At 71.0% G+C, this 18,520-nt stretch carries 19 protein-coding genes and 1 tRNA gene; 4 read left to right on the top strand and 16 right to left on the bottom strand.

Annotated features, from left to right (window positions below):
* Positions 1-17: 17 nt before the first annotated feature.
* The gene (locus ACXJKB_RS03790) at positions 18-842 is read right to left on the bottom strand and encodes an alpha/beta fold hydrolase (RefSeq protein ID WP_457185553.1); all 825 of its coding nucleotides are present in this window, start codon (positions 840-842) and stop codon (positions 18-20) included.
* Between the two features lie 29 nt (positions 843-871).
* On the opposite strand from ACXJKB_RS03790, the gene ACXJKB_RS03785 reads away from it, so the two are divergent.
* Positions 872-2,212: an LssY C-terminal domain-containing protein gene (locus ACXJKB_RS03785; protein ID WP_457185551.1), complete on the top strand. Its 1,341-nt coding sequence runs from the start codon at positions 872-874 to the stop codon at positions 2,210-2,212.
* A 276-nt stretch (positions 2,213-2,488) separates the two neighbouring features.
* Here ACXJKB_RS03785 and ACXJKB_RS03780 read toward each other — a convergent pair.
* A tRNA-Val gene (locus ACXJKB_RS03780) sits at positions 2,489-2,563 on the bottom strand.
* Positions 2,564-2,612: 49 nt separating this feature from the next.
* Entirely contained in the window at positions 2,613-3,116 is a 504-nt protein-coding gene (locus tag ACXJKB_RS03775; protein ID WP_457185549.1) for a PGPGW domain-containing protein, read from the bottom strand.
* A 209-nt stretch (positions 3,117-3,325) separates the two neighbouring features.
* Between ACXJKB_RS03775 and ACXJKB_RS03770 the strand changes: the two genes are divergently transcribed.
* Positions 3,326-3,760, top strand: coding sequence for an SsgA family sporulation/cell division regulator (locus tag ACXJKB_RS03770; RefSeq protein ID WP_457185548.1), 435 nt, complete (start codon positions 3,326-3,328; stop codon positions 3,758-3,760).
* A gap of 21 nt (positions 3,761-3,781) precedes the next feature.
* Here ACXJKB_RS03770 and ACXJKB_RS03765 read toward each other — a convergent pair whose 3' ends face one another.
* The 8 genes from ACXJKB_RS03765 to priA all read right to left on the bottom strand — a co-directional run bounded on the left by ACXJKB_RS03765 (position 3,782) and on the right by priA (position 12,270).
* A complete protein-coding gene (locus ACXJKB_RS03765; RefSeq protein ID WP_457185546.1) occupies positions 3,782-5,590 on the bottom strand; it encodes an ABC transporter ATP-binding protein in 1,809 nt (602 codons plus the stop codon).
* Between the two features lie 70 nt (positions 5,591-5,660).
* On the bottom strand, positions 5,661-7,499 hold the full coding sequence (locus ACXJKB_RS03760) for an ABC transporter ATP-binding protein (protein ID WP_457185544.1): 1,839 nt from the start codon (positions 7,497-7,499) through the stop codon (positions 5,661-5,663).
* A gap of 119 nt (positions 7,500-7,618) precedes the next feature.
* Positions 7,619-8,356 carry an amino acid ABC transporter ATP-binding protein gene (locus tag ACXJKB_RS03755; protein ID WP_457185542.1) on the bottom strand — a complete coding sequence of 246 codons (738 nt, stop codon included), beginning with the start codon at positions 8,354-8,356 and terminating at the stop codon, positions 7,619-7,621.
* 64 nt (positions 8,357-8,420) lie between these two features.
* On the bottom strand, positions 8,421-9,284 hold the full coding sequence (locus tag ACXJKB_RS03750) for an amino acid ABC transporter permease (protein WP_457185540.1): 864 nt from the start codon (positions 9,282-9,284) through the stop codon (positions 8,421-8,423).
* A gap of 10 nt (positions 9,285-9,294) precedes the next feature.
* Positions 9,295-10,212, bottom strand: a complete 918-nt coding sequence (locus tag ACXJKB_RS03745; protein WP_457185538.1) for an ABC transporter substrate-binding protein — start codon at positions 10,210-10,212, stop codon at positions 9,295-9,297.
* Between the two features lie 27 nt (positions 10,213-10,239).
* Positions 10,240-11,001 (bottom strand): imidazole glycerol phosphate synthase subunit HisF, encoded by a 762-nt coding sequence (gene hisF / locus ACXJKB_RS03740; protein ID WP_457185536.1) that lies wholly within the window; start codon positions 10,999-11,001, stop codon positions 10,240-10,242.
* Positions 11,002-11,062: 61 nt separating this feature from the next.
* Positions 11,063-11,518 carry an NUDIX domain-containing protein gene (locus tag ACXJKB_RS03735; RefSeq protein ID WP_457185626.1) on the bottom strand — a complete coding sequence of 152 codons (456 nt, stop codon included), beginning with the start codon at positions 11,516-11,518 and terminating at the stop codon, positions 11,063-11,065.
* Between the two features lie 2 nt (positions 11,519-11,520).
* On the bottom strand, positions 11,521-12,270 hold the full coding sequence (gene priA / locus ACXJKB_RS03730) for a bifunctional 1-(5-phosphoribosyl)-5-((5-phosphoribosylamino)methylideneamino)imidazole-4-carboxamide isomerase/phosphoribosylanthranilate isomerase PriA (RefSeq protein WP_457185534.1): 750 nt from the start codon (positions 12,268-12,270) through the stop codon (positions 11,521-11,523).
* A 96-nt stretch (positions 12,271-12,366) separates the two neighbouring features.
* Between priA and ACXJKB_RS03725 the strand changes: the two genes are divergently transcribed.
* Positions 12,367-12,855, top strand: a complete 489-nt coding sequence (locus tag ACXJKB_RS03725; RefSeq protein WP_457185532.1) for a hypothetical protein — start codon at positions 12,367-12,369, stop codon at positions 12,853-12,855.
* On the opposite strand, the gene ACXJKB_RS03720 is transcribed toward ACXJKB_RS03725, so the two are convergent.
* Together ACXJKB_RS03720 and ACXJKB_RS03715 are read right to left on the bottom strand one after the other, a co-directional pair.
* Positions 12,852-14,567: an alkaline phosphatase family protein gene (locus ACXJKB_RS03720; RefSeq protein ID WP_457185530.1), complete on the bottom strand. Its 1,716-nt coding sequence runs from the start codon at positions 14,565-14,567 to the stop codon at positions 12,852-12,854. The genes ACXJKB_RS03725 and ACXJKB_RS03720 overlap by 4 nt on opposite strands.
* 119 nt (positions 14,568-14,686) lie before the next feature.
* Entirely contained in the window at positions 14,687-15,319 is a 633-nt protein-coding gene (locus ACXJKB_RS03715) for a hemerythrin domain-containing protein (RefSeq protein ID WP_457185528.1), read from the bottom strand.
* A 158-nt stretch (positions 15,320-15,477) separates the two neighbouring features.
* Here ACXJKB_RS03715 and ACXJKB_RS03710 point away from each other — a divergent pair, with 158 nt between their 5' ends.
* Positions 15,478-16,134: a hypothetical protein gene (locus tag ACXJKB_RS03710; protein WP_457185526.1), complete on the top strand. Its 657-nt coding sequence runs from the start codon at positions 15,478-15,480 to the stop codon at positions 16,132-16,134.
* A 16-nt stretch (positions 16,135-16,150) separates the two neighbouring features.
* Here the strand turns inward: ACXJKB_RS03710 and hisH are convergent, their stop codons facing one another.
* From hisH to ACXJKB_RS03695, 3 genes are read right to left on the bottom strand one after another with little or no spacing between them, the layout of a single operon-like run.
* Positions 16,151-16,798, bottom strand: coding sequence for an imidazole glycerol phosphate synthase subunit HisH (hisH, locus tag ACXJKB_RS03705; protein WP_457185524.1), 648 nt, complete (start codon positions 16,796-16,798; stop codon positions 16,151-16,153).
* The gene (hisB, locus tag ACXJKB_RS03700) at positions 16,795-17,403 is read right to left on the bottom strand and encodes an imidazoleglycerol-phosphate dehydratase HisB (protein ID WP_300045284.1); all 609 of its coding nucleotides are present in this window, start codon (positions 17,401-17,403) and stop codon (positions 16,795-16,797) included. The genes hisH and hisB overlap by 4 nt, the downstream gene beginning before the upstream one ends.
* Positions 17,400-18,518: a histidinol-phosphate transaminase gene (locus ACXJKB_RS03695; protein WP_457185624.1), complete on the bottom strand. Its 1,119-nt coding sequence runs from the start codon at positions 18,516-18,518 to the stop codon at positions 17,400-17,402. Before ACXJKB_RS03695 ends, hisB begins: the two co-directional genes overlap by 4 nt.
* Positions 18,519-18,520 lie beyond the last annotated feature (2 nt).

Below are 18,520 nucleotides of genomic sequence, written 5' to 3'. Positions count from 1 at the left end.
TGCTTCCGTCGGCCGGGCTACGTGGCCGCAACCACCCGCACGCCGGGCGGGAGGAGCGAGCCGTCGCCGACCGCGTCGTCGAGCCACAGCCCGATCACGCCAGCCAGCTCCGTGGGGTGACTGAAGTTCACCGCGTGTGCCGCTCGGTCGATGACGGCGATCGTCAGGTGTTCCGGAGCGAGCCGGGCCACCTCGCGGATGCGGTCGGGAGACGGCAGGAGGGGATCGCGGGTCCCCAGGACGGCAAGGGTCGGGACGGGCGTGTTCAGCAGTCGCTCGAGCGACGGGAAGCGGGTCAGCTCGCCGAAGAGACGCAGTCCGTTGAGGGGCCCGAACCTCACGTAGTCGGGCACGGCGACGGGAAACATCCTCGTGCTCTCACGGAAGACGTCCTTCGCCAGCTGCCCGACGGCTCGGCCCATGGGTTGGTTGTGCACGCCACCGGCCGGCGAGACCAGGACGAGCCGGTGCACCCGCTCGGGCGCCTTGTGGGCGACCTCCAGGCTGACGGCGCAGCCCATCGAGTTCCCGACCAGGACGGCCTTGTCGATGTCCAGACCGTCGAGGATCGCGATCGTGCTGTCGGCCAGGCCCGGGATGTCGAGGACGCGATCCCGTCGCTCACTGCGCCCGTAGCCGGGAAGGTCCGGGACCACGTTGACCCCACGCGCGGCCAGGGCTCGGGCGGTCGGCATCAGGTAGGCGCCGGAGATCGCGAACCCGTGCAGGTGGACGAGGGCGACCCCGTGCTCGGTGGTGCTGCGCCGGTAGTGGACCGACGTCCCGCCCACCTGGATCTGCTCGTCCACCCAGCCGTCGCCTGGTCCCTGGTGGGCCTTCATGGGCCGAGGCTAAGCGAGGATGGTCACGCATGGGGATAGAACCCGCCGAGGACTGGCGCCGCGGCGATGCCGTGGACACACCGCCCCCGACCTCGCCTCCCACGTTCGAGCTGGCACCGGACGACGTCTCCGGCACACCGCTGTGGCCCGTCCAGCAGATCGTCGACGGCGCCTTCTTCGTGATCGGCACGGTGCTCGTCATGTGGCTGGGGTGGATCGTGGTCACCGTCGGTGTCGACGACGGCTGGTACGTCATCGGCTCGGTGTTCCTGTTCTGGGTGCTGCTGGCCTACGTGGGGCTCCCTCGCCTCCAGGAGGTGCTCTCGAAGGTCTACGTGCCCGACTACTTCATCGGGCGGTCCCTCACCGACATCGGTGTGCTCGGTGACCCGATCAACCTGGCCCTCGACGGCACCGAGGCGGACATCCACGCCGCCATGCTCCGCGCCGGCTGGACCCGTGCCGACGAGCTCACGATCCGCTCCTCCTGGCGGATCGTGGTCTCGTCGGTGCTGCGCCGCCCGTATCCGGAAGCCCCCGTCTCGTCGCTGTTCCTCTTCGGGCAGCGGCAGGCGTTCGCCTACCAGCAGGAGGTCGACGGCAATCCGTCACAACGCCACCACGTGCGTTTCTGGCCGGTCCCCGACGGCTGGAAGCTGCCCGGTGGGTTCGAGGTGCAGTGGCTGGCCGCAGCGACCTACGACAGGGCGGTCGGCATCTCCCTCTTCACCCTCCAGGTGACGCACCGGGTGGACGCCGACATCGACATCGAGCGCGACTACGTCATCGACACGGTCCGCTACGCGGCCCCGGACGTCTCCCTGCGCGTCATCAAGGACTACTCCAGCGCCTTCACCACCCGCAACGGTGGAGGCGACGTCGTACGCACCGACGGCAGCCTGCCGATCCTGGACCTGACCACCCTCCAGGCGCCGCAGCCGGACCGGCTGCAGCCGGCCGACGACGCGTTGTCGCGCGCGGTGTCCCACCGCGTACCGCCACCGGCCCTCCTGGCCGCGGCCGCGTTGAGCGTGGGCAAGTCCGCGGTCACCCTGACAGCCGTGTTCGCCGCCGTCGTCCGTGGCGAGAGCGCCCCGGCCGCCGCCTCGACCTTCGAGATCGCCGTGATGGGGATCAGCGCGCTGTGCCTCGTCGGCCTGTGGGCGTTCATGCTCGCTCACCATGCCTGGGCCCGGTTCGCCCTCATGGTCGTGTGCACCGTGGAGGCCGTCACCCAGCTGGTCGACCTCGGCGCGGCCGACGAGGTCCACTTCTCCGTCCTGATTAGCACCGCGATCACCGTCCTCATCCTCATCGCCGTGAGCTCGGACGGAGCCCGGCGCTGGGTGAGGCTCGATCGGCGGCCCTGAGCCGACCGAAGGCGGTTCGGTCGTGGTGCGTCACCTTGGGTGACCGTCCGTCGTTGTACCGACCATGAGACGTCCGTCGGTGGGCCGTGCCGCTGGTGTCCCATGGAGCCACGGCGGCCGCGCGACCGAATGCGGACGGCTTGGGAACAACAGAGCCGCGCTACGTGGTAGCGCGGCTCTCGGTGATCTTGGTGGGCGATACTGGGTTCGAACCAGTGACCTCTTCGGTGCGAACAACAGAGCCGCGCTACTTGGTAGCGCGGCTCTCGGTGATCTTGGTGGGCGATACTGGGTTCGAACCAGTGACCTCTTCGGTGTGAACGAAGCGCGCTACCACTGCGCCAATCGCCCAAGCTCGGCAGAACCGTATCCCATCGTGCGGCCCGGGCCGGAATCCGGGTCAGCTATCGGCGCCGACGGTGCGGTCCTCAGCCTTGCGACCGCGGGCCTTGATGTCGCTGCGCAGCTCGTCGGCCTTCTCGGGGTGGCCGTGGAAGCGCCGGTAGCTGTAGATGATCAGGCCGACCGCGATGAGGGCGGACGCCACCTGGGTGACACCGGTCCAGACCCCACCGGGCAGCCACCACGTGTCGGCCAGCGGCCACCAGTCCGGGGACGGCGGCTTCATGATCCAGAGCACACCGCACGCCGCGAGGACGATCGCCCCGAGGCAGGAGGCGACGATGCGGGGCCAGGTCTCGACGCTCTCCGCGGCGCCGAGCATCGCCCGCAGCCGGACCGGCTCGACCCGCCGCTCCGCCCAGTCGTACTGCTGGGAGAGGAGTGCGAGGCCGGCGAAGATGCCGAGCAGTCCCGGTCCCGGCAGGAAGATCGCCGCCACACCCAGCACCAGCAGGGTCCACCCCAGGACCTCGAGCACGATGCGCTTGGCTGCCCCCGTCATGGGAAGAACCTACCCGGGGGGACCAGAGGTTTCGCAGCAGCCGAAAGGCCGGGTTACCGTCAAGTTCGCCATGAGCCAACATCAAGATCCGGTCTGGACCAGCCCGGGTCATCTTTTGCCGTTTTGCATCACGAGGGTCGCGGCATGCCGTCTCATGAGCACGCAACCTCGGAGAAACCCTCACTTCGGGCGATCACAAGGAGCTCTCGATGAACCTGTCCGGTAGCGGGCACACCCTGTCCGACGTCGCGTTGGACATCACCGTCGAGTGCATGGACGACCGCGGCATCCGCCACGAGATCGACACCGTGCTCAGCTACGCCGCCTCCGACCCGTTCGCGGTCGCGATGACGTTCGTCACCTCTGACGGCAACCTCGTGTGGACCTTCGGTCGCGACCTGCTGATCCGTGGTACGGAGGCTCCGGCCGGCGAGGGCGACGTGCACGTCTCACCCGCGATCGGCCTCAGCGGCCGCGCCATGGTCTCCATCGAGCTCAGCTCCCCCGACGGCCACCTGGTGCTGCTGGCTCGCGCCGCGGACGTCGTCGACTTCATCGCGCGCACCGTCGCGGTGGTCTCCCCCGGCACCGAGTCCGACGTCTTCGACGCGGACATGCTCATCAGCCAGCTGCTCGCTTCCTGAGCCAGCCTCGGCCTCGCGGGGCTACACCCGCGAGTGCTGCGCGACCCAGCTCGCGTGGAGCCCTGCGTAGACGCTGCCGGCCTGCGTGACGAGCTCACGGTGCGGCCCACGCTGCACCACGCGGCCCTTGTCGACCACGATCACCTCGTCGGCGCTCTCGGCCGTGGACAGCCGGTGCGCGATGGTGACCGACGTCCGTGACTGCATCAGCCGCTCGAGGGCGCGGCCGATCTGCATCTCCAGCGCTGGGTCGACGGCGCTGGTGGCCTCGTCGAGGACCAGGAGGTCGGGGTCGGCGAGGTGCGCGCGCAGGAGCGCGACGAGCTGCCGCTCGCCAGCCGACAGCGACTCGCCGCGCTGGCCCACCTGGGTGTGGAGCCCGCGCGGGAGGCCGCGCAGCCAGTCGTCGATGCCGAGCTCGACCGCCGAGGCGCGGATGTCGTCCTCGGTCGCGTCGAGCTTGCCGTAGCGCACGTTGGCCGCGATCGAGTCGTCGAAGAGGAAGCCCTCCTGCGGCACGAGCACGACACTGCGCCGCAGGGACCGCGCCTCGATGCGGCGTACGTCGACACCGTCGAGCAGCACGGCGCCGTCGGTCGGGTCCATCAGGCGGGTGAGCAGCTTGGCGAAGGTGGACTTGCCCGAGCCGGTCTCCCCGACGATCGCCACCCGGGTGCCCGCGTCGATGGCCAGGTCGACCTCGCGGAGCACCGGCGGCCCGCCGGGGTAGGCGAAGCTGACGTCGGCGAAGCGGACGTCGATCGGACCCCGCGGGAGGACCTCGCCGTCGGCCCCCGGGTCGATGAGGTCGGCAGGCGTCTCGAGGATGCCGAGGACGCGGCGCCAGCTGGCGATGGCGTTCTGCGCGTCGGTGAGGATCTGGGTGCCCATCTGCACCGGCCCGACGAACAGGGTGACCAGGAACGCGAAGGCGAGGACCCGGCCGGGCGTCATGTCACCGGTGAAGCCGAGGAGCACGCCGATCACGATCACGCCGGCGTTGGCCAGGCCGGCCGAGAGGCCGCCGAGGGAGAACGACGTGACGGTGTAGGTCTGCGCGTGGGTGTAGGCGTCCTGCCAGTCCTGGATGGCGGTGTCGATGCGCGCCTGGGTGCGGTCCTCGACGCCGTAGGAGCGGACCACGGCGGCGCCGACGACCGGCTCGGAGATGGCGCCGAGCAGCACGCCCACCTGGTGGCGTACGACGGTGTAGGCGGCCGACAGCTTCTTCTGGAACCAGCGGATCGAGAGGAACAGCGGCGCGAACGACAGCCAGACCACCAGCGCGAGCTGCCAGCTGTAGACGACCATCAGCACGGTCGCGACCAGCATCTGCCCGATGCTGACGACGAAGATCAGGCCGCCGAAGACGAGGAACTGGCTGACCTGGTCGACGTCGCTGGTCACGCGGGAGACCAGTGCGCCGCGGCGCTCGGTGTTCTGGGTGAGCAGCGGGAGGTCGTGCACGTGGCGGAACGCCTTCGTGCGCAGCGTCGCGAGCCCGCGCTCGGAGGTGGTGAAGAGCCGGCTGGTCATCAGGTAGGACGCCCAGCTCGTCACGGCGATCGCGAAGGCGGCGAGCACCCCCATCCAGACGACGTAGTCGAGGCGGGGACCACCGGGGCCGTTGAGCCCGCGGTCGAGCGTCTGCTGGACCGTGATCGGTACGACGATCTGGCCGCACGAGGCGATCACGGCGAGGAACAGCGTGAGCCCGAGGCCCTCGCGCAGCTCGGGTGAGTACTTCATGCCGAGGCGGAGGGTCGCCATGGCGCCGATGTCCTCGCCGGTGTCCATCCGGGTCCCGGAGGTGGGTGCGACAGCGCTCATTCCGGGGTCCCCACGGTGTTGTCGGACGGAGGAGCGAAGCGGTGGAGGGCGAGAAGGTCGTGGGGTGGGTTCATGATCGGCTCCCTCCGTCGGTGGCGGATCCCGCGTCGGCATCGAGGGCGGCGTCGGTCTCGTAGGCGTTGACCAGCTGGGAGTAGGCCGGGCTGGTGGCAAGCAGCTCGGCGTGGGTGCCCCGGCCGACGATCCGGCCGTCCTCGAGGTGCAGGACCTCGTCGGCCAGCGAGATCGTCGCCTTGCGGTAGGCCACCACGACGAGCGAGGCGGCCGAGTCTCCCCCGTCCTCGTCCCGGTCGTCGCGCAGCGAGGCGAGGATGCGCGCCTCGACCTCCGGGTCGACCGCGGAGGTGGCGTCGTCGAGGATCAGCAGCCGCGGACGGCGTACGAGTGCGCGGGCGAGCGAGAGCCGCTGGCGCTGGCCACCGGAGAGCGAGGTGCCGCGCTCGCCCAGCTTGGTGTCGATGCCGTCGGGCAGGGCGGCGACGAAGCCGTCGGCCTGGGCGGTGCGCAGCGCGGCCCACACGTCGGCGTCGGGGACGTCGGCGCCGAGCGTGACGTTGCCCCGGACGGTGTCGTCGAACATGAAGGCCGTCTGGGGCACGAGCGCCACGTCGCGTGGCAGCGCGCCCTTGCGGAGGCCCTTGAGGTCGTGACCGTCGATGCGGATCCGGCCCGCGTCGGGGTCGACCAGCCGGGTCATCAGGCTGGTCAGCGTGCTCTTGYCGGAGGCAGTCGCGCCGACCAGCGCGACGGTGCGCCCGGGGCGTACGTCGAAGTCGACGCCGCGCAGCAGCGGCGCGTCGGCGTCGTAGGAGTAGTGGAGGTCCTGGACCTCGAGGAGCGCGCCCGACGTGAGCACCGGCAGCTCGTCGTCGCCGTAGGACATGTTGCCGGTCGCGTCGAGGACCGCCTTGGCACGGCGGTATCCCACGACCGAGCGCGGGAACTCGCCGAGCAGCCACCCGATCGCCCGGATCGGGAAGGAGACGATGGTCAGCAGGTAGGCGACGGTCACCACGTCGCCGGCCTCGGTCGCGCCACTGGCGACGCGGGCGACGCCGACCGCCAGGACGACGAGGACCCCGAGGCTGGGCAGGCTGGCCAGGGTCGGGTCGAACACCGCCCGGATCCGGCCGGCGCGCACGTTGACGTCGCGCAGCTCGTGGGCCTTGGCGCGGAACCGGTCGGTCTCCTCGACCTCGCGCCCCAGCGTCTTGACGACCATCGCGCCGTCGAAGGACTCGTGGGCGATCTCGCTCACCTCGGCCCGGAGGCCCTGGGCGCGGGTCATCAGCGGCGAGGAGTAGTGCTGGTAGAGCAGGTTGGCCGCGACGACGGCGGGGAAGACGAGCAGCCCCACCACGGCCAGCACGACGTCGGCGATGAACATCTGCACGACCGCGATGACCATCATCACGACGGTGCCGAGCGCCATCGGCAGGGGCATGATCGGTGACCACGCCGCCTCGACGTCGGAGTAGGCGTTGGAGAGCAGCTGGCCGGTCGGGTGGCGCTGGTGCCACTCCATCGGCAGGGACAGGTACTGGCGAGTCACGCCGCGGCGCGTGTGGGACTGCATCCGGTAGTACATGATGCCGCCGCCGAGGCGCCGGGCGACGATGCCGACGGCGCGCAGGATCGCGACGCCCATGAAGAGCGCGACCACCAGGACCAGCATGTCGGTGCCGATCTCGCCGGTGTCGAACGCCGGGATCAGGACGTGCTGGGTGGCCCAGCCGAGCACCCACGCGTCGGCCACGGTGAGCACCCCGAAGAGCACGGCACCCAGCGTCGCGACCGTGAAGACGATCGGCTCGCGCTTGATGCCGACCCACAGGACCCGGAAGCCGTCGAGAGTGGTGGTGCCCCGCAGCTCCGCGTCGTCGCCCACAGGTGTCGCCCGCCTCCTCGTCGTCCGGTGTCTCCGCTGGTCAGTTGCCGAGCGCAACCAACCAACCGGGCAAGGCTATTCCTCGGCACCGACACTCCGCGAATCGAAAAGCGTCTCGCTCAGGAGGCGCGGATCCGCGAGAGGAACGCGCGCGTGCGGTCCTCCTGCGGGTCGCCGATCACCTGCTCGGGCCGCCCCCGCTCGTGGATGCGCCCGTCGTGCAGGAAGCAGACCTCGTCGGCCACGTCGCGGGCGAAGCCCATCTCGTGGGTGTTGAGCAGCATGGTCACGCCCTCGGCCTTGAGCTCGGTCAGCAGGTCGAGCACCTCACCGACGAGCTCCGGGTCCAGCGCGCTCGTCACCTCGTCGAGCAGCATCAGCCGCGGGTTGGCCACCAGCGCCCGTGCGATCGCCACCCGCTGCTGCTGCCCGCCGGACAGGTCGTCGGGACGGGCCGCGGCCTTCTCGGCGAGCCCGACGCGCTCCAGCATCGCCAACCCGCGGGACCGCGCCTCCTCGGCGCCGACCCCGTGCACCAGCCGCAACGCCAGGGTGACGTTGCCCATCACGTCGAGGTGCGGGAAGAGGTTGTATGCCTGGAAGACCATCCCCATGCGCGAGCGCACCTCGTCGCCGTCCACGCGCGGGTCGGTGATGTCGCGGCCCTCGAAGGAGATCACCCCGTCGTCGACGACCTCGAGGAGGTTCACGCACCGCAGCAGCGTCGACTTGCCGGATCCCGACGCACCGATCAGCACGACGCACTCGCCGGGCTCGATGGTCAGGTCGACCTCGCGCAGCACGACGTGGTCGCCGAACGACTTGCGGATGCCGTCGAGGCGCAGCAACTCGGTCATCACGGGGTCCCCGCGGCGTTGTTCGGAGGAGCGAAGCGGAGGAGAAGAACGTCGTGGGGTGTTCTCACAGGTGGCCTCCTGCGCCGTGGTAGCCCTTCTTGCGGGCGTAGCGGTCGGTGAGCCTCGCCATCGGGATGGTGAGGCAGCAGAACAGCACCCCGGCGACGACGTAGGGCGTGTAGTTGAAGTCGATGGCCGTCTCGATCTGGGCCGCGCGGATCGCGTCCACGACGCCGAGCACGGCGATCAGGCCGGAGTCCTTCTGGAGCGAGACCAGGTCGTTCATCAGCGGCGGGATGACCCGGCGCCAGGCCTGGGGCAGCACGACGCGGCGCAGCGTCTGCCCGTAGGTCAGGCCGAGGGACCGCCCGGCCAGGCGCTGGCTCGGGTGGACCGACTCGATTCCGGCCCGGAACACCTCGGCGACGTAGGCCGAGTAGGACAGCACCAGGGCCGTGCATCCCCAGAAGAGGGCCGAGGTGGGCAGCCCGGACAGGCTGAGCGCGGGGCCGCCGAAGCCGAGCAGGAAGATCACCAGCAGCAGCGGCAGGCCGCGGAAGACGTCGACGTACGCCGTACCGACCAGGCGCAGCGGGAAGGCGACGGGACCGCGGATGGTGCGCATCACCGCGATCGTCAGGCTCAACGCGACGATGAGGACGGCGCAGAGCGCCATCACCCGGATGTTGAGCCAGAGGCCCTCGAGCACCGCCGGGAACGACGAGACGGCCTTGTCCCAGTCGAAGTAGGTCTCCTGGACGCGCTCCCAGCCCGGCGAGCTGACCACCAGGCCGCCGACGACTCCGAGCAGCAGCACCGTGCTGCCCGACGCGATGACAGCGCTGCGGATCGTGCGCCGGCGTCGCCACTCGTCGCGCTCGCGCTGGACCTCGGAGGGCTCCCAGGCGGTGTCCACCTGGTCAGTCATGGGCTCGCCTTCAGGACAGCTCGGGAGCGCCCTGCTGGGCCAGCCACTCCTGGCCGATCTGGTCGAGGACGCCGTCCTCGCGCAGCGTGTCGACGGCCGACGAGACGCAGTCGGTCAGCGGGCTGTCCTTGGCCAGGACCGCGCCGAACTGCTCCGGCTCGCCGTCCGGGAGCGGGAGCTGGCCGACGATGACACCGTCGTCGAGCTGCACGGCGGTCATGAAGTAGGCGGTGGGGAGGTCGACGACGATGCCGTCGATCTGGCCGTTCTTGAGCGCCTGGACCGCCTGGTCGTTAGTGTCGAAGACGGCCGGGTCCTGCGAGGGCTGGATCTGGTCGGTGATCGCGGTGTAGCTGGTCGTGCCGACCTGGGCGCCGAGCTTGGCGTCGGCGAGGTCGGCGAGGCTGGTGATGCCGTCGATCGAGCTGCCCTTGTTGGTGATGACCGTCTGCACGACGTCGTAGTAGCCGGAGGAGAAGTCGACTGCCTTGCGGCGGGCCTCGGTGATGGACACCTGGTTGACGTCGAGGTCGAAGTCCTTGGGGCCGGGCTGGACCACCTTGTTGAACGGGACCTTCACCCAGGCGACCTGGTCCTGGGTGTAGCCGAGCTGTTCGGCGACGGCGTAGGCCACCGCGGACTCGTATCCCTCACCGTTGGTCGGGTCGTTGTCGACGAACCACGGCTCGTAGGCGGGAGTGTCGGTGGCGATGGTCAGGGTGCCGTCGGCGACGGTCTCCATCGCGTCGGGCGTGCACTCGTCGGCGGCAGCCGTCTCGGACGCCGAGCTCTCCGAGCTGTCCGAGCCGGCGTCGCTGCCGCTGTCGGCCTCGTCGGTCGGGGCGCACGCGGAGAGCGCGATCGCAGCGGACGCGAGGGTGACGACGGCGAGGTGGCGCTTGGCTGCGCGCCGGGAGGTCTTCAGCATGGCCGAATCCTACGACTGCGTCCGCCGTCAGCGGACCGGATGGCCCGCTGTGGACAGACCGGTCTTGACCTCTGCGATGGTCAGCGTCCCGAAGTGGAAGACCGTGGCTGCCAGCACCGCGTCGGCGCCGGCCTCGACGGCGGGCGGGAAGTGCTCGACCGCACCCGCTCCCCCGCTGGCGATGACCGGGACGCCCACCTCGCGTCGTACGGCGCGGATGAGCTCGAGGTCGAAGCCGTCGGTCGTGCCGTCGGCGTCCATCGCGTTGAGCAGGATCTCCCCCGCACCGAGCTCGGCGGCACGCACGGCCCACTCGATCGCGTCGAGCCCGGCACTCTTCCGACCGCCGTGCGTGGTGACCTCGAAGCCGCTCTGCGTGCCCGTCGCGCGTCGCGCGTCCACGCTCAGCACGAGCACCTGGTTGCCGAAACGGTCGGCGATCTCCGCGACCAGCTCGGGCCGGTGGATCGCGGCGGTGTTGACCGCCACCTTGTCGGCACCTGCGCGCAGGAGCCGGTCGACGTCCTGGACGCTGCCGACGCCGCCGCCCACGGTGAGCGGGATGAAGACCTCCTCGGCGCAGCGGCTGACCACCTCCATCGTGGTGGCACGGCCCTGGTGGGAGGCGGAGATGTCGAGGAAGGTCAGCTCGTCGGCGCCCTCGGCGTCGTACAGCCTGGCGAGCTCGACGGGGTCGCCGGCGTCACGCAGCTCGGTGAAGTTGACGCCCTTCACCACCCGCCCTCCGTCGACGTCGAGGCACGGGATGACGCGGATCGCGAGGCTCATGCGGGGTCCCCTCGGCGTTGTTCGGGGGAGCGCAGCGGAGGAGAAGAACGTCGTGGGGTGTTCATCGCTCCTGCTCCTTGCGCGCGCGGGCTGACAGGGCGACGTCGACGATTCCCACGCGGGACTGGGCGTCCAGCTCGGCGAGCGGCACCCAGGCTGCGTGGTCGGTCGACCCGTCGACCTCGGTCGTGCCGAGCTCGCCGCCGGTGATCGTCGCCTCGAAGACGAACCGCTGCGAGCGGAACAACCCGTCGAAGGTGCGGCCCTCTCCGGTGAAGAAGTCCTCGGCGAGGAGCGCACCGGGCTCGACGTGGTGACCGGTCTCCTCGAAGACCTCCCGCACCAGCCCGTCACGGATCGACTCGTCGAACTCGATCCCGCCGCCGGGAAGGGACCAGGCCGGGTCGCTGTGCCCCTCGCCGTTCCACCACGCGAGCAGCACGCACTCCTGCCCGTCGACCTCGTCGACGAGGAGCACGTAGGCAGCCAGCCGCGTGTGGTAGTCGGTGAACTCCATGCTCACGGCACCGGCTTCGTCAGCGCCAGGGCGTCCTCGAGGCTGAAGCGGCCCTCGTAGAGCGCGGTGCCGGCGATGGCGCCCTCCACGCCCTCCTCGACGAGGGTCATGAGCGCGCGGATGTCGTCGAGGGTGGTGACGCCGCCGCTGGCCACGACTGGCTTGTCGGTGGCGGCGCAGACGTCGCGGAGGAGCTGGAGGTTGGGCCCCTGCAACATGCCGTCCTTGTTGACGTCGGTGACGACGTAGCGGGCGCACCCCTCGGAGTCGAGGCGGGCGAGGGTCTCGTAGAGGTCGCCGCCGTCGCGGGTCCAGCCGCGCGCGGCCAGCGTCGTGCCGCGCACGTCGAGCCCGACCGCGACCCGGTCGCCGTACGTCGCGATGGCTCGGGCGCACCACTCGGGCTGCTCGAGCGCGGCGGTGCCGATGTTGACCCGCCGGCACCCGGCTGCCATCGCTGCCTCCAGCGACTCGTCGTCGCGGATGCCGCCACTCATCTCGACCTGGATGTCGAGGGTGCCGACGATCCGGGCCTGGAGCTCCCGGTTGTGCCCGTGGCCGAAGGCGGCGTCGAGGTCGACGAGGTGGATCCACTCAGCCCCGGCGTCCTGCCAGCGCAGCGCCGCCTCGATGGGGTCACCGAACCGCTTTTCGGACCCGTCCACCCCCTGCACCAGCTGGACGGCCTGGCCGCCCTTGATGTCCACGGCAGGAAGGAGCTCGAGGTAGGGCTGCTCGGGGGTGCTGGGCATGGGTCGATCCTAGGAGCGACCGCTCCCCGTCCCCACCGGGTGGTGGCCCGGCGAGACGCGGCGCCACGCGGGCTGGACCAGAGCTAGCGTGGGGACGTGATCGGCGACCGGTGGGGCGTCAGCGACGCCGAGGTGCGCCGTGCCTACGGGTGCGACGCCTTCGTCACCGCGCCGACGCTGCAGGCGTGGCGCGGTGTCACCGTCCATGCCGAGGCCGCCACCGTGTGGGCCCGCATCCGGCAGGTGCGCCTGGCGCCCTACTCCTACGACCTCGTCGACAACCTCGGCCGTCGCTCACCGCGCGATCTCCGCGACCTGCCGGAGCCGCGGGTCGGAGATCCGTTCACCCGCGCCCTCGGCCGTGACCAGGGGCGGGTGGTGGCGGTCGAACCTGGCCGCGAGCTGACGGCGACGATCATGGGCGCCCACATGTCGTACGCCGTCCTGCCGCGGGAGGGCGACGTTCGCCTCGTGCTCAAGGTGGTGGCTCGCACCAGCAGGTGGCTGGCGCCGGCTCTCTCGGTCGGCGACCTGGTGATGGCGCGCAAGCAGCTGCTCACCCTGAAGGAGCTGGCCGAGGTCTAGTGTCGGCCGCGCTTCAGGGTCGGCAGCTCGTAGGCGATGCCGTCCGTCGGGCGGGTCGGTGCGATCCCCATGGCCCGCAGGATCGTCGGCATGATGTCGACCGACCTCACCTCGGCACGCAGGTCCTTGTGCGACGTGTTGGCGCCGGCGAAGACGATCGGGACCTGCTGCGACGTGCGCTGGATGCCGCCGTGGTCGCCGAGGACGGAGTACGTCGTGTTGTCGGGCAGCGTCGCGATCAGGTCGGGACCGTAGTCGGCGGCCTGGGTGTCGACGAGCTCCTGCGCCTTCGTGGCGAACCACCGCTTCTCGGCGCCGTGCATCCGGTCCCAGCGCACCGGGGTCACCCGGTCGAAGTGATCGCCGTCGCGCCGCCAGACCGCGGTCACGTCGGCCAGGCCCTCCATGATGGCCGCCGCCTCGGCGACCTTCTCCGGGGACTGGTCCTTCAGCCACACGTTGAGCGAGGAGTCGCTGTAGGAGAAGCCAACGTTGGTCTTCCCGGTGCCGTCGTCGGTGCCGTCGATGAGCGGTTGCAGCGCCTCCTGCGGGCTCAGGTACGGCACGTCGTTGGCCGGCGAGCCGTAGTACCAGTTGAAGTAGCCGTAGTCGTTCACCGGCTCGAAGTCGCCGTGGAAGTGGCCCTCGTCAGCCGCGACGGAGCCGTGGTCGGCGGTGAGGACGACGAGCGTGTCGTCGAGCTGGCCACTGTCCTCGAGCGCCTGCATGATCCGGCCGACCTGGGCGTCCGCGGTCTCGGTGGCGTACTCCATGTGCGTCATCGGGTCGTAGCCCGGCGTCGCGCCCTCCGGGTCGTTGACGCCTCCCCACATGTGCGCGGCCTTGTCCACGCCGGGGAGGCTGACGAAGATGCCGCTCCAGCCGTCGCCCTCCTGCCCCATGATCTCGAGGACGGCATCGGTGGCCCAGATGTCCCCGCCCTGGTGTGCCGGGTCGTGGCCGACCACGTAGCGGTTGTCGGTGGCGGGGTAGAGCTGCGCCGGGTACTGGAGGGTGTCGTACCCCGTGTCGCGGGCCACCACCCACCGTGAGCCGCAGTCCGCCGAGAAGTACGCCGGCACGTTCCAGCCCGTCGGCGCGCGGTGGCGGGTGGTCACCGGAGGGTTGCTCCCCGGGACGGGGCACGTCTTGCTGCCGAACGTGATCGTCGAGGTGTTCGCCGACCCGGGACCGCTGAGGCCCCATGCGGCGTACCCCTTGGGGCTGACGGTGAACACCTTGCCGGTGTCGTCCAGGTAGTCGGACAGGTGCGGGTAGCCGGCCGCCTGCTGGAGCGGCGCCATCTGGTCGCGCCCGAAGTTGCTGGTGATGTAGAGGCCGCCGGGGGCGCCGAGCAGGCCGGCCACGTCGCGGTAGCCCTCGTTGGTCCAGCCCATGTGCTTCGGCGAGGCACCCGTCGTGACCACGTTGTGGGTGACGACCGTGACCGACCCGGTGTGGCCGAGGTAGCCCTTGGGCGTGTCGACACCGTCCTTCATCAGCGCCTGCACGTTGCCCATGCCGTACGTGTCGACGATCTCCTTGCTGAGCGCGTCGACGACGATGACGACGACCTTCGTCGGCCGGTCGGGCGCCCTCGTCCCGTGCCCCCCACGACCCCCGGCCTGGGCACCCGACTGGGTCCCGACGACGGTGAGCGCGACCGCCGAGGCGGCAACGACGGCGAGCAGGCGGGCACGGTGCTGAGCCATGACGACTCCCTCCCGGCGCGGCGGCGCTGCCGCGGTCCGTGAGCCGAACGTAGACCCGGCCCGCACCCCCGGCAATCCCCCGGGATGGGTAGGTCCGCGCCTCCGCCGAGCCCCGCGGATCAGCGCCAGACGGGCGCGACCTCGCGTCGGTAGCGGCGCGCGACGAGCAGGGTGAGGATCGTGATGACAGGCCCCGGGATGTTCGCGCGCAGCGCCGACCGCTCCCGCTCCCCCGCGCCGTCCTGCATCCAGGCCAGGGAGTTCGCCGCGTCGACGGGGCTGGCCGGGCGCAGCTTCTTGGCCAGTGCCTTGAACTCCTCGTCGTCGTGCAACGCGCCCATCGGGCCCTCCACGTCGCGTTCCTCGTGGTCGAGGTGGCCGTTGATCACCTCGCGGGCTCGCGCGACCTCGTCGGCCGCGGCCGCGGCGTTGATCGCCGACGGTGCGCCGACGACGGCGTCGAGGCTGGTCGAGACCGACGTCAGCGCCTGCTTCATCGCCACGTGCTCGGACTCCATCTGCTCGAGGAGCGTGCGGTCGACGCCGCGCGACTGGAGGAACGGCCACACGTGCTCGTCCTCGGCCTCGTGGTGGTGGGTGAGCTCCCGGACCAGGTTGCGCCAGGCCGTACGGATCTCGCGGGCTCGCGCCGTGTCGCCGTCGGGCAGCGTGCGCAGTGCCTGCTCGGTCCGGGTCACGTCGCGGCGCACGGCCGCGTGGATGATCTGGTTCATGCTCATGGTCCCCGTCATGTCCGCGACGCTAACGAGGCGACGCGGCCCACTGCGACCCGATTTCGGGGTAAGTCGCGGGCCGCGCGTGGCTCGGCTGCAGTCGACGGCCCGACGGTCCAGAATACGGTCGACCACATGTCGACCCGCCAGGGTCGCCTGACGACGGGGGACCCACCATGCGATCGCTCCAGCGCGCACTCACCTCGGCGACGCTCGCCGCTGCCCTCCTGGGCCTGTCGACGACAGCCGCGCACGCCGACCGGTGGTGGGGCCGCGACGCCGCGCGCGACGTCACCCAGTTCACCTTCACGCCTGAGCCTCCCCCGTGCGGGACCTGGGAGGTCGCGACCCAGGCCCAGGACACCACCACCGACCTCGTCGGACTGTCGGTGGTGCACGGACGCGACGACGTCGTCCTGCGGGCGCACTACCGAGACCTCACCGGGTTCGCGAACCGCTTCGTCAGCTTCACCCTCGCGACGGACGGTCGCGACTTCCAGGTTGCCCTCCACGAGCGTGGCCGCCGTCCGGTCGCGGAGCTCTGGAGCGCCCCGCCCGAGCCCGAGGAGGTGGACGCGTGCGGTAGCTACTCGGTGATCCAGGCGGGCCGCGGGTGCGACGTCGAGTCGCAGGTGCTGCTGGAGCGTGACGTCATCGCCGTGACCGTCCCTCGCGACTGCGTCGGCGATCCGCGCTGGATTCGGGCGGGAGTCGTCGACCAGCGCTCAGTCGGCGCCCGGTTCCGCGGCGACGCGTGGGGACTGACCGGAGGGGGAACCGAGACCGATCTCGCCGACGCGCCTCTCTCACCGCGGGTGCGGCGCAGCCGCTGACCCGTCGCGGGTCGGCCTAGACCGACACCCGGAGCGACGCCACCCAGTTGGCGAGCAGCGCGGCACCGGCGTCCCCGGACTTCTCCGGGTGGAACTGCGTCGCGGTGAGCGGGCCGTTCTCGACGGCGGCCACGAAGCGGTCTCCCCCGTGCTCGGCCCAGGTCACCAGCGGGGCCGCCGTGCGGTCGTTCGTGACGAGGTCCCAGGAGCGCGCCGCGTAGGAGTGCACGAAGTAGAACCGCTCGTCCTCGACGCCGGCGAACAGCCGCGTGCCTTGGGGGGCCTCGACCGTGTTCCAGCCCATGTGCGGCACCACGTCGGCCTCGATCCGGGTCACGAGACCGGGCCACTCCTCGCAGCCCTCGGTCTCGACGCCGTGCTCGACACCGCCCGCGAACAGGATCTGCATGCCGACACAGATGCCGAGAACCGGGCGCCCGCCCGCCAGCCGCCGGCCGATGATCCGCTCGCCCTTGATCTCGCGCAGGCCGGCCATGCACGCGGCGTAGGCACCGACGCCGGGCACCACGAGGCCGTCCGCGGCGAGCGCGGTGTCGAAGTCACCGGTCAGGGTTACCGTGGCGCCGGCGCGCTCGACGGCGCGCACGACCGAGCGGAGGTTGCCCGACCCGTAGTCGAGGACGACGACGTCGGGAGCCGTCACAGGCTGCCCTTCGTGGACGGTACGCCGGTCTCGCGGGGGTCGATCGCCACGGCGTCGCGGAACGCGCGGGCGAAGGCCTTGAACTGCGCCTCGACCACGTGGTGCGGGTCGCGGCCGCCGAGCACCCGCACGTGCAGCGCGAGGTGGGCGTGGAAGGAGATCGTCTCGAAGACGTGGCGGGTCAGGGAGCCCATGTAGGTGGCGCCGGTGCCGCCGATGGCGACGTACTCCTGGCCCTCCGGCTCACCGGTGTGCACGCAGTAGGGACGGCCCGAGACGTCCACGACGGCCTGGACGAGCGCTTCGTCGAGCGGCACGGTGGCGTCGCCGAAACGCCGGATGCCGGCCTTGTCGCCGAGGGCCTCGCGGAGCGCCTGGCCGAGCACGATCGCGGTGTCCTCGACCGAGTGGTGGGCGTCGATGTGGGTGTCGCCGCTGGTCTGGACGACGAGGTCGACCAGGGAGTGGCGAGCGAAGGCGTCGAGCATGTGGTCGTAGAACCCCACGCCGGTCGACACGTCGGAGCGGCCGGTGCCGTCGAGGTCGACCTCGACCAGGACGCCGGACTCCTTGGTGGTGCGCTCGATCTTCGCGGTGCGGCTCATACCGGCTCCTTCGTTGTCTCGATTGTGTCCAGCAGGGCCTTCTTGAAGGCTGCCATCTCCTCGGCCGTGCCGATCGACACGCGCAGCCAGCCGTCGGGGCCGGTCTCGCGGATCAGCACGCCCCGGTCGACCAGACCCTGCCAGACGGCGTGCCGGTCGGCGAACCTGCCGAACAGCGCGAAGTTGGCGTCGGAGTCGGCGACCTCGAGCCCCTGCTCGCGCAGCCAGACCACGGTCGCGTCGCGCTCGGCGCGGAGGTCGTCGACCTTGCCGAGCAGCTCGGGGGCGTGGCGCAGCGCCGCCAGCGCGGTCGCCTGGGTGACGGCCGAGAGGTGGTAGGGCAGTCGTACGACCCGGATCGCGTCGCAGATCGAGGGATCCGCGGCGAGGTAGCCCAGCCGGGCGCCCGCCAGGGCGAACGCCTTGCTCATGGTGCGCGTGACGACGAGGTTGCGGTGCCGCGGCAGCAGCTCGAGCGCGCTCGGGGTGCCGGCGCGGCGGAACTCGCCGTAGGCCTCGTCGACGACCACGATGCCGCCGGGCTCGTAGGACGCGGCCGCCTCGCACAGCATCGTCACCGCCTCGGGCGGCAGCGCCGTCCCGGTCGGGTTGTTGGGGCTGGGCAGGAGCACGACCGACGGGCGACGCTCCTCCACCAGCCGACGCGCGGCGTCGAGGTCGAGCGAGAAGTCCTCGGCCCGGTGGCCGGCCACCCACTCGGTCATCGTGTCGCGGGCGTACTCGGGATACATCGAGTACGTCGGCGCGAACGACAGCGCGACGCGCCCCGGACCACCGAAGGCCTGCAGCAGCTGCAGCATCACCTCGTTGGACCCGTTGGCCGCCCACACCATCTCGGGGGTGATGCCCGAACCGCCGGACGTGTCGAGGTACGCCGCCAGGGCGGAGCGCAGCTCGACGAACTCGCGGTCGGGGTAGCGGTTGAGCGACACCGCTGCCGCACCGACGGCACGGGCGATGTCGGCCGCGGCCTCGGGCGAGGGACCGTAGGGGTTCTCGTTGACGTTGAGCTGCACGGGCGCCTGCTCCAGCGACAGCTGGGGCGCACCGTAGGGCTCGATCCCCCGCAGCTCCTCGCGCAGCGGTGGGAACAGCC

It is taken from the genome of Nocardioides sp. P5_E3, from assembly GCF_054049275.1.
The sequence above is the reverse complement of the archived record's forward strand: the minus strand, read 5'-3'. Positions and strand labels throughout refer to the sequence as shown.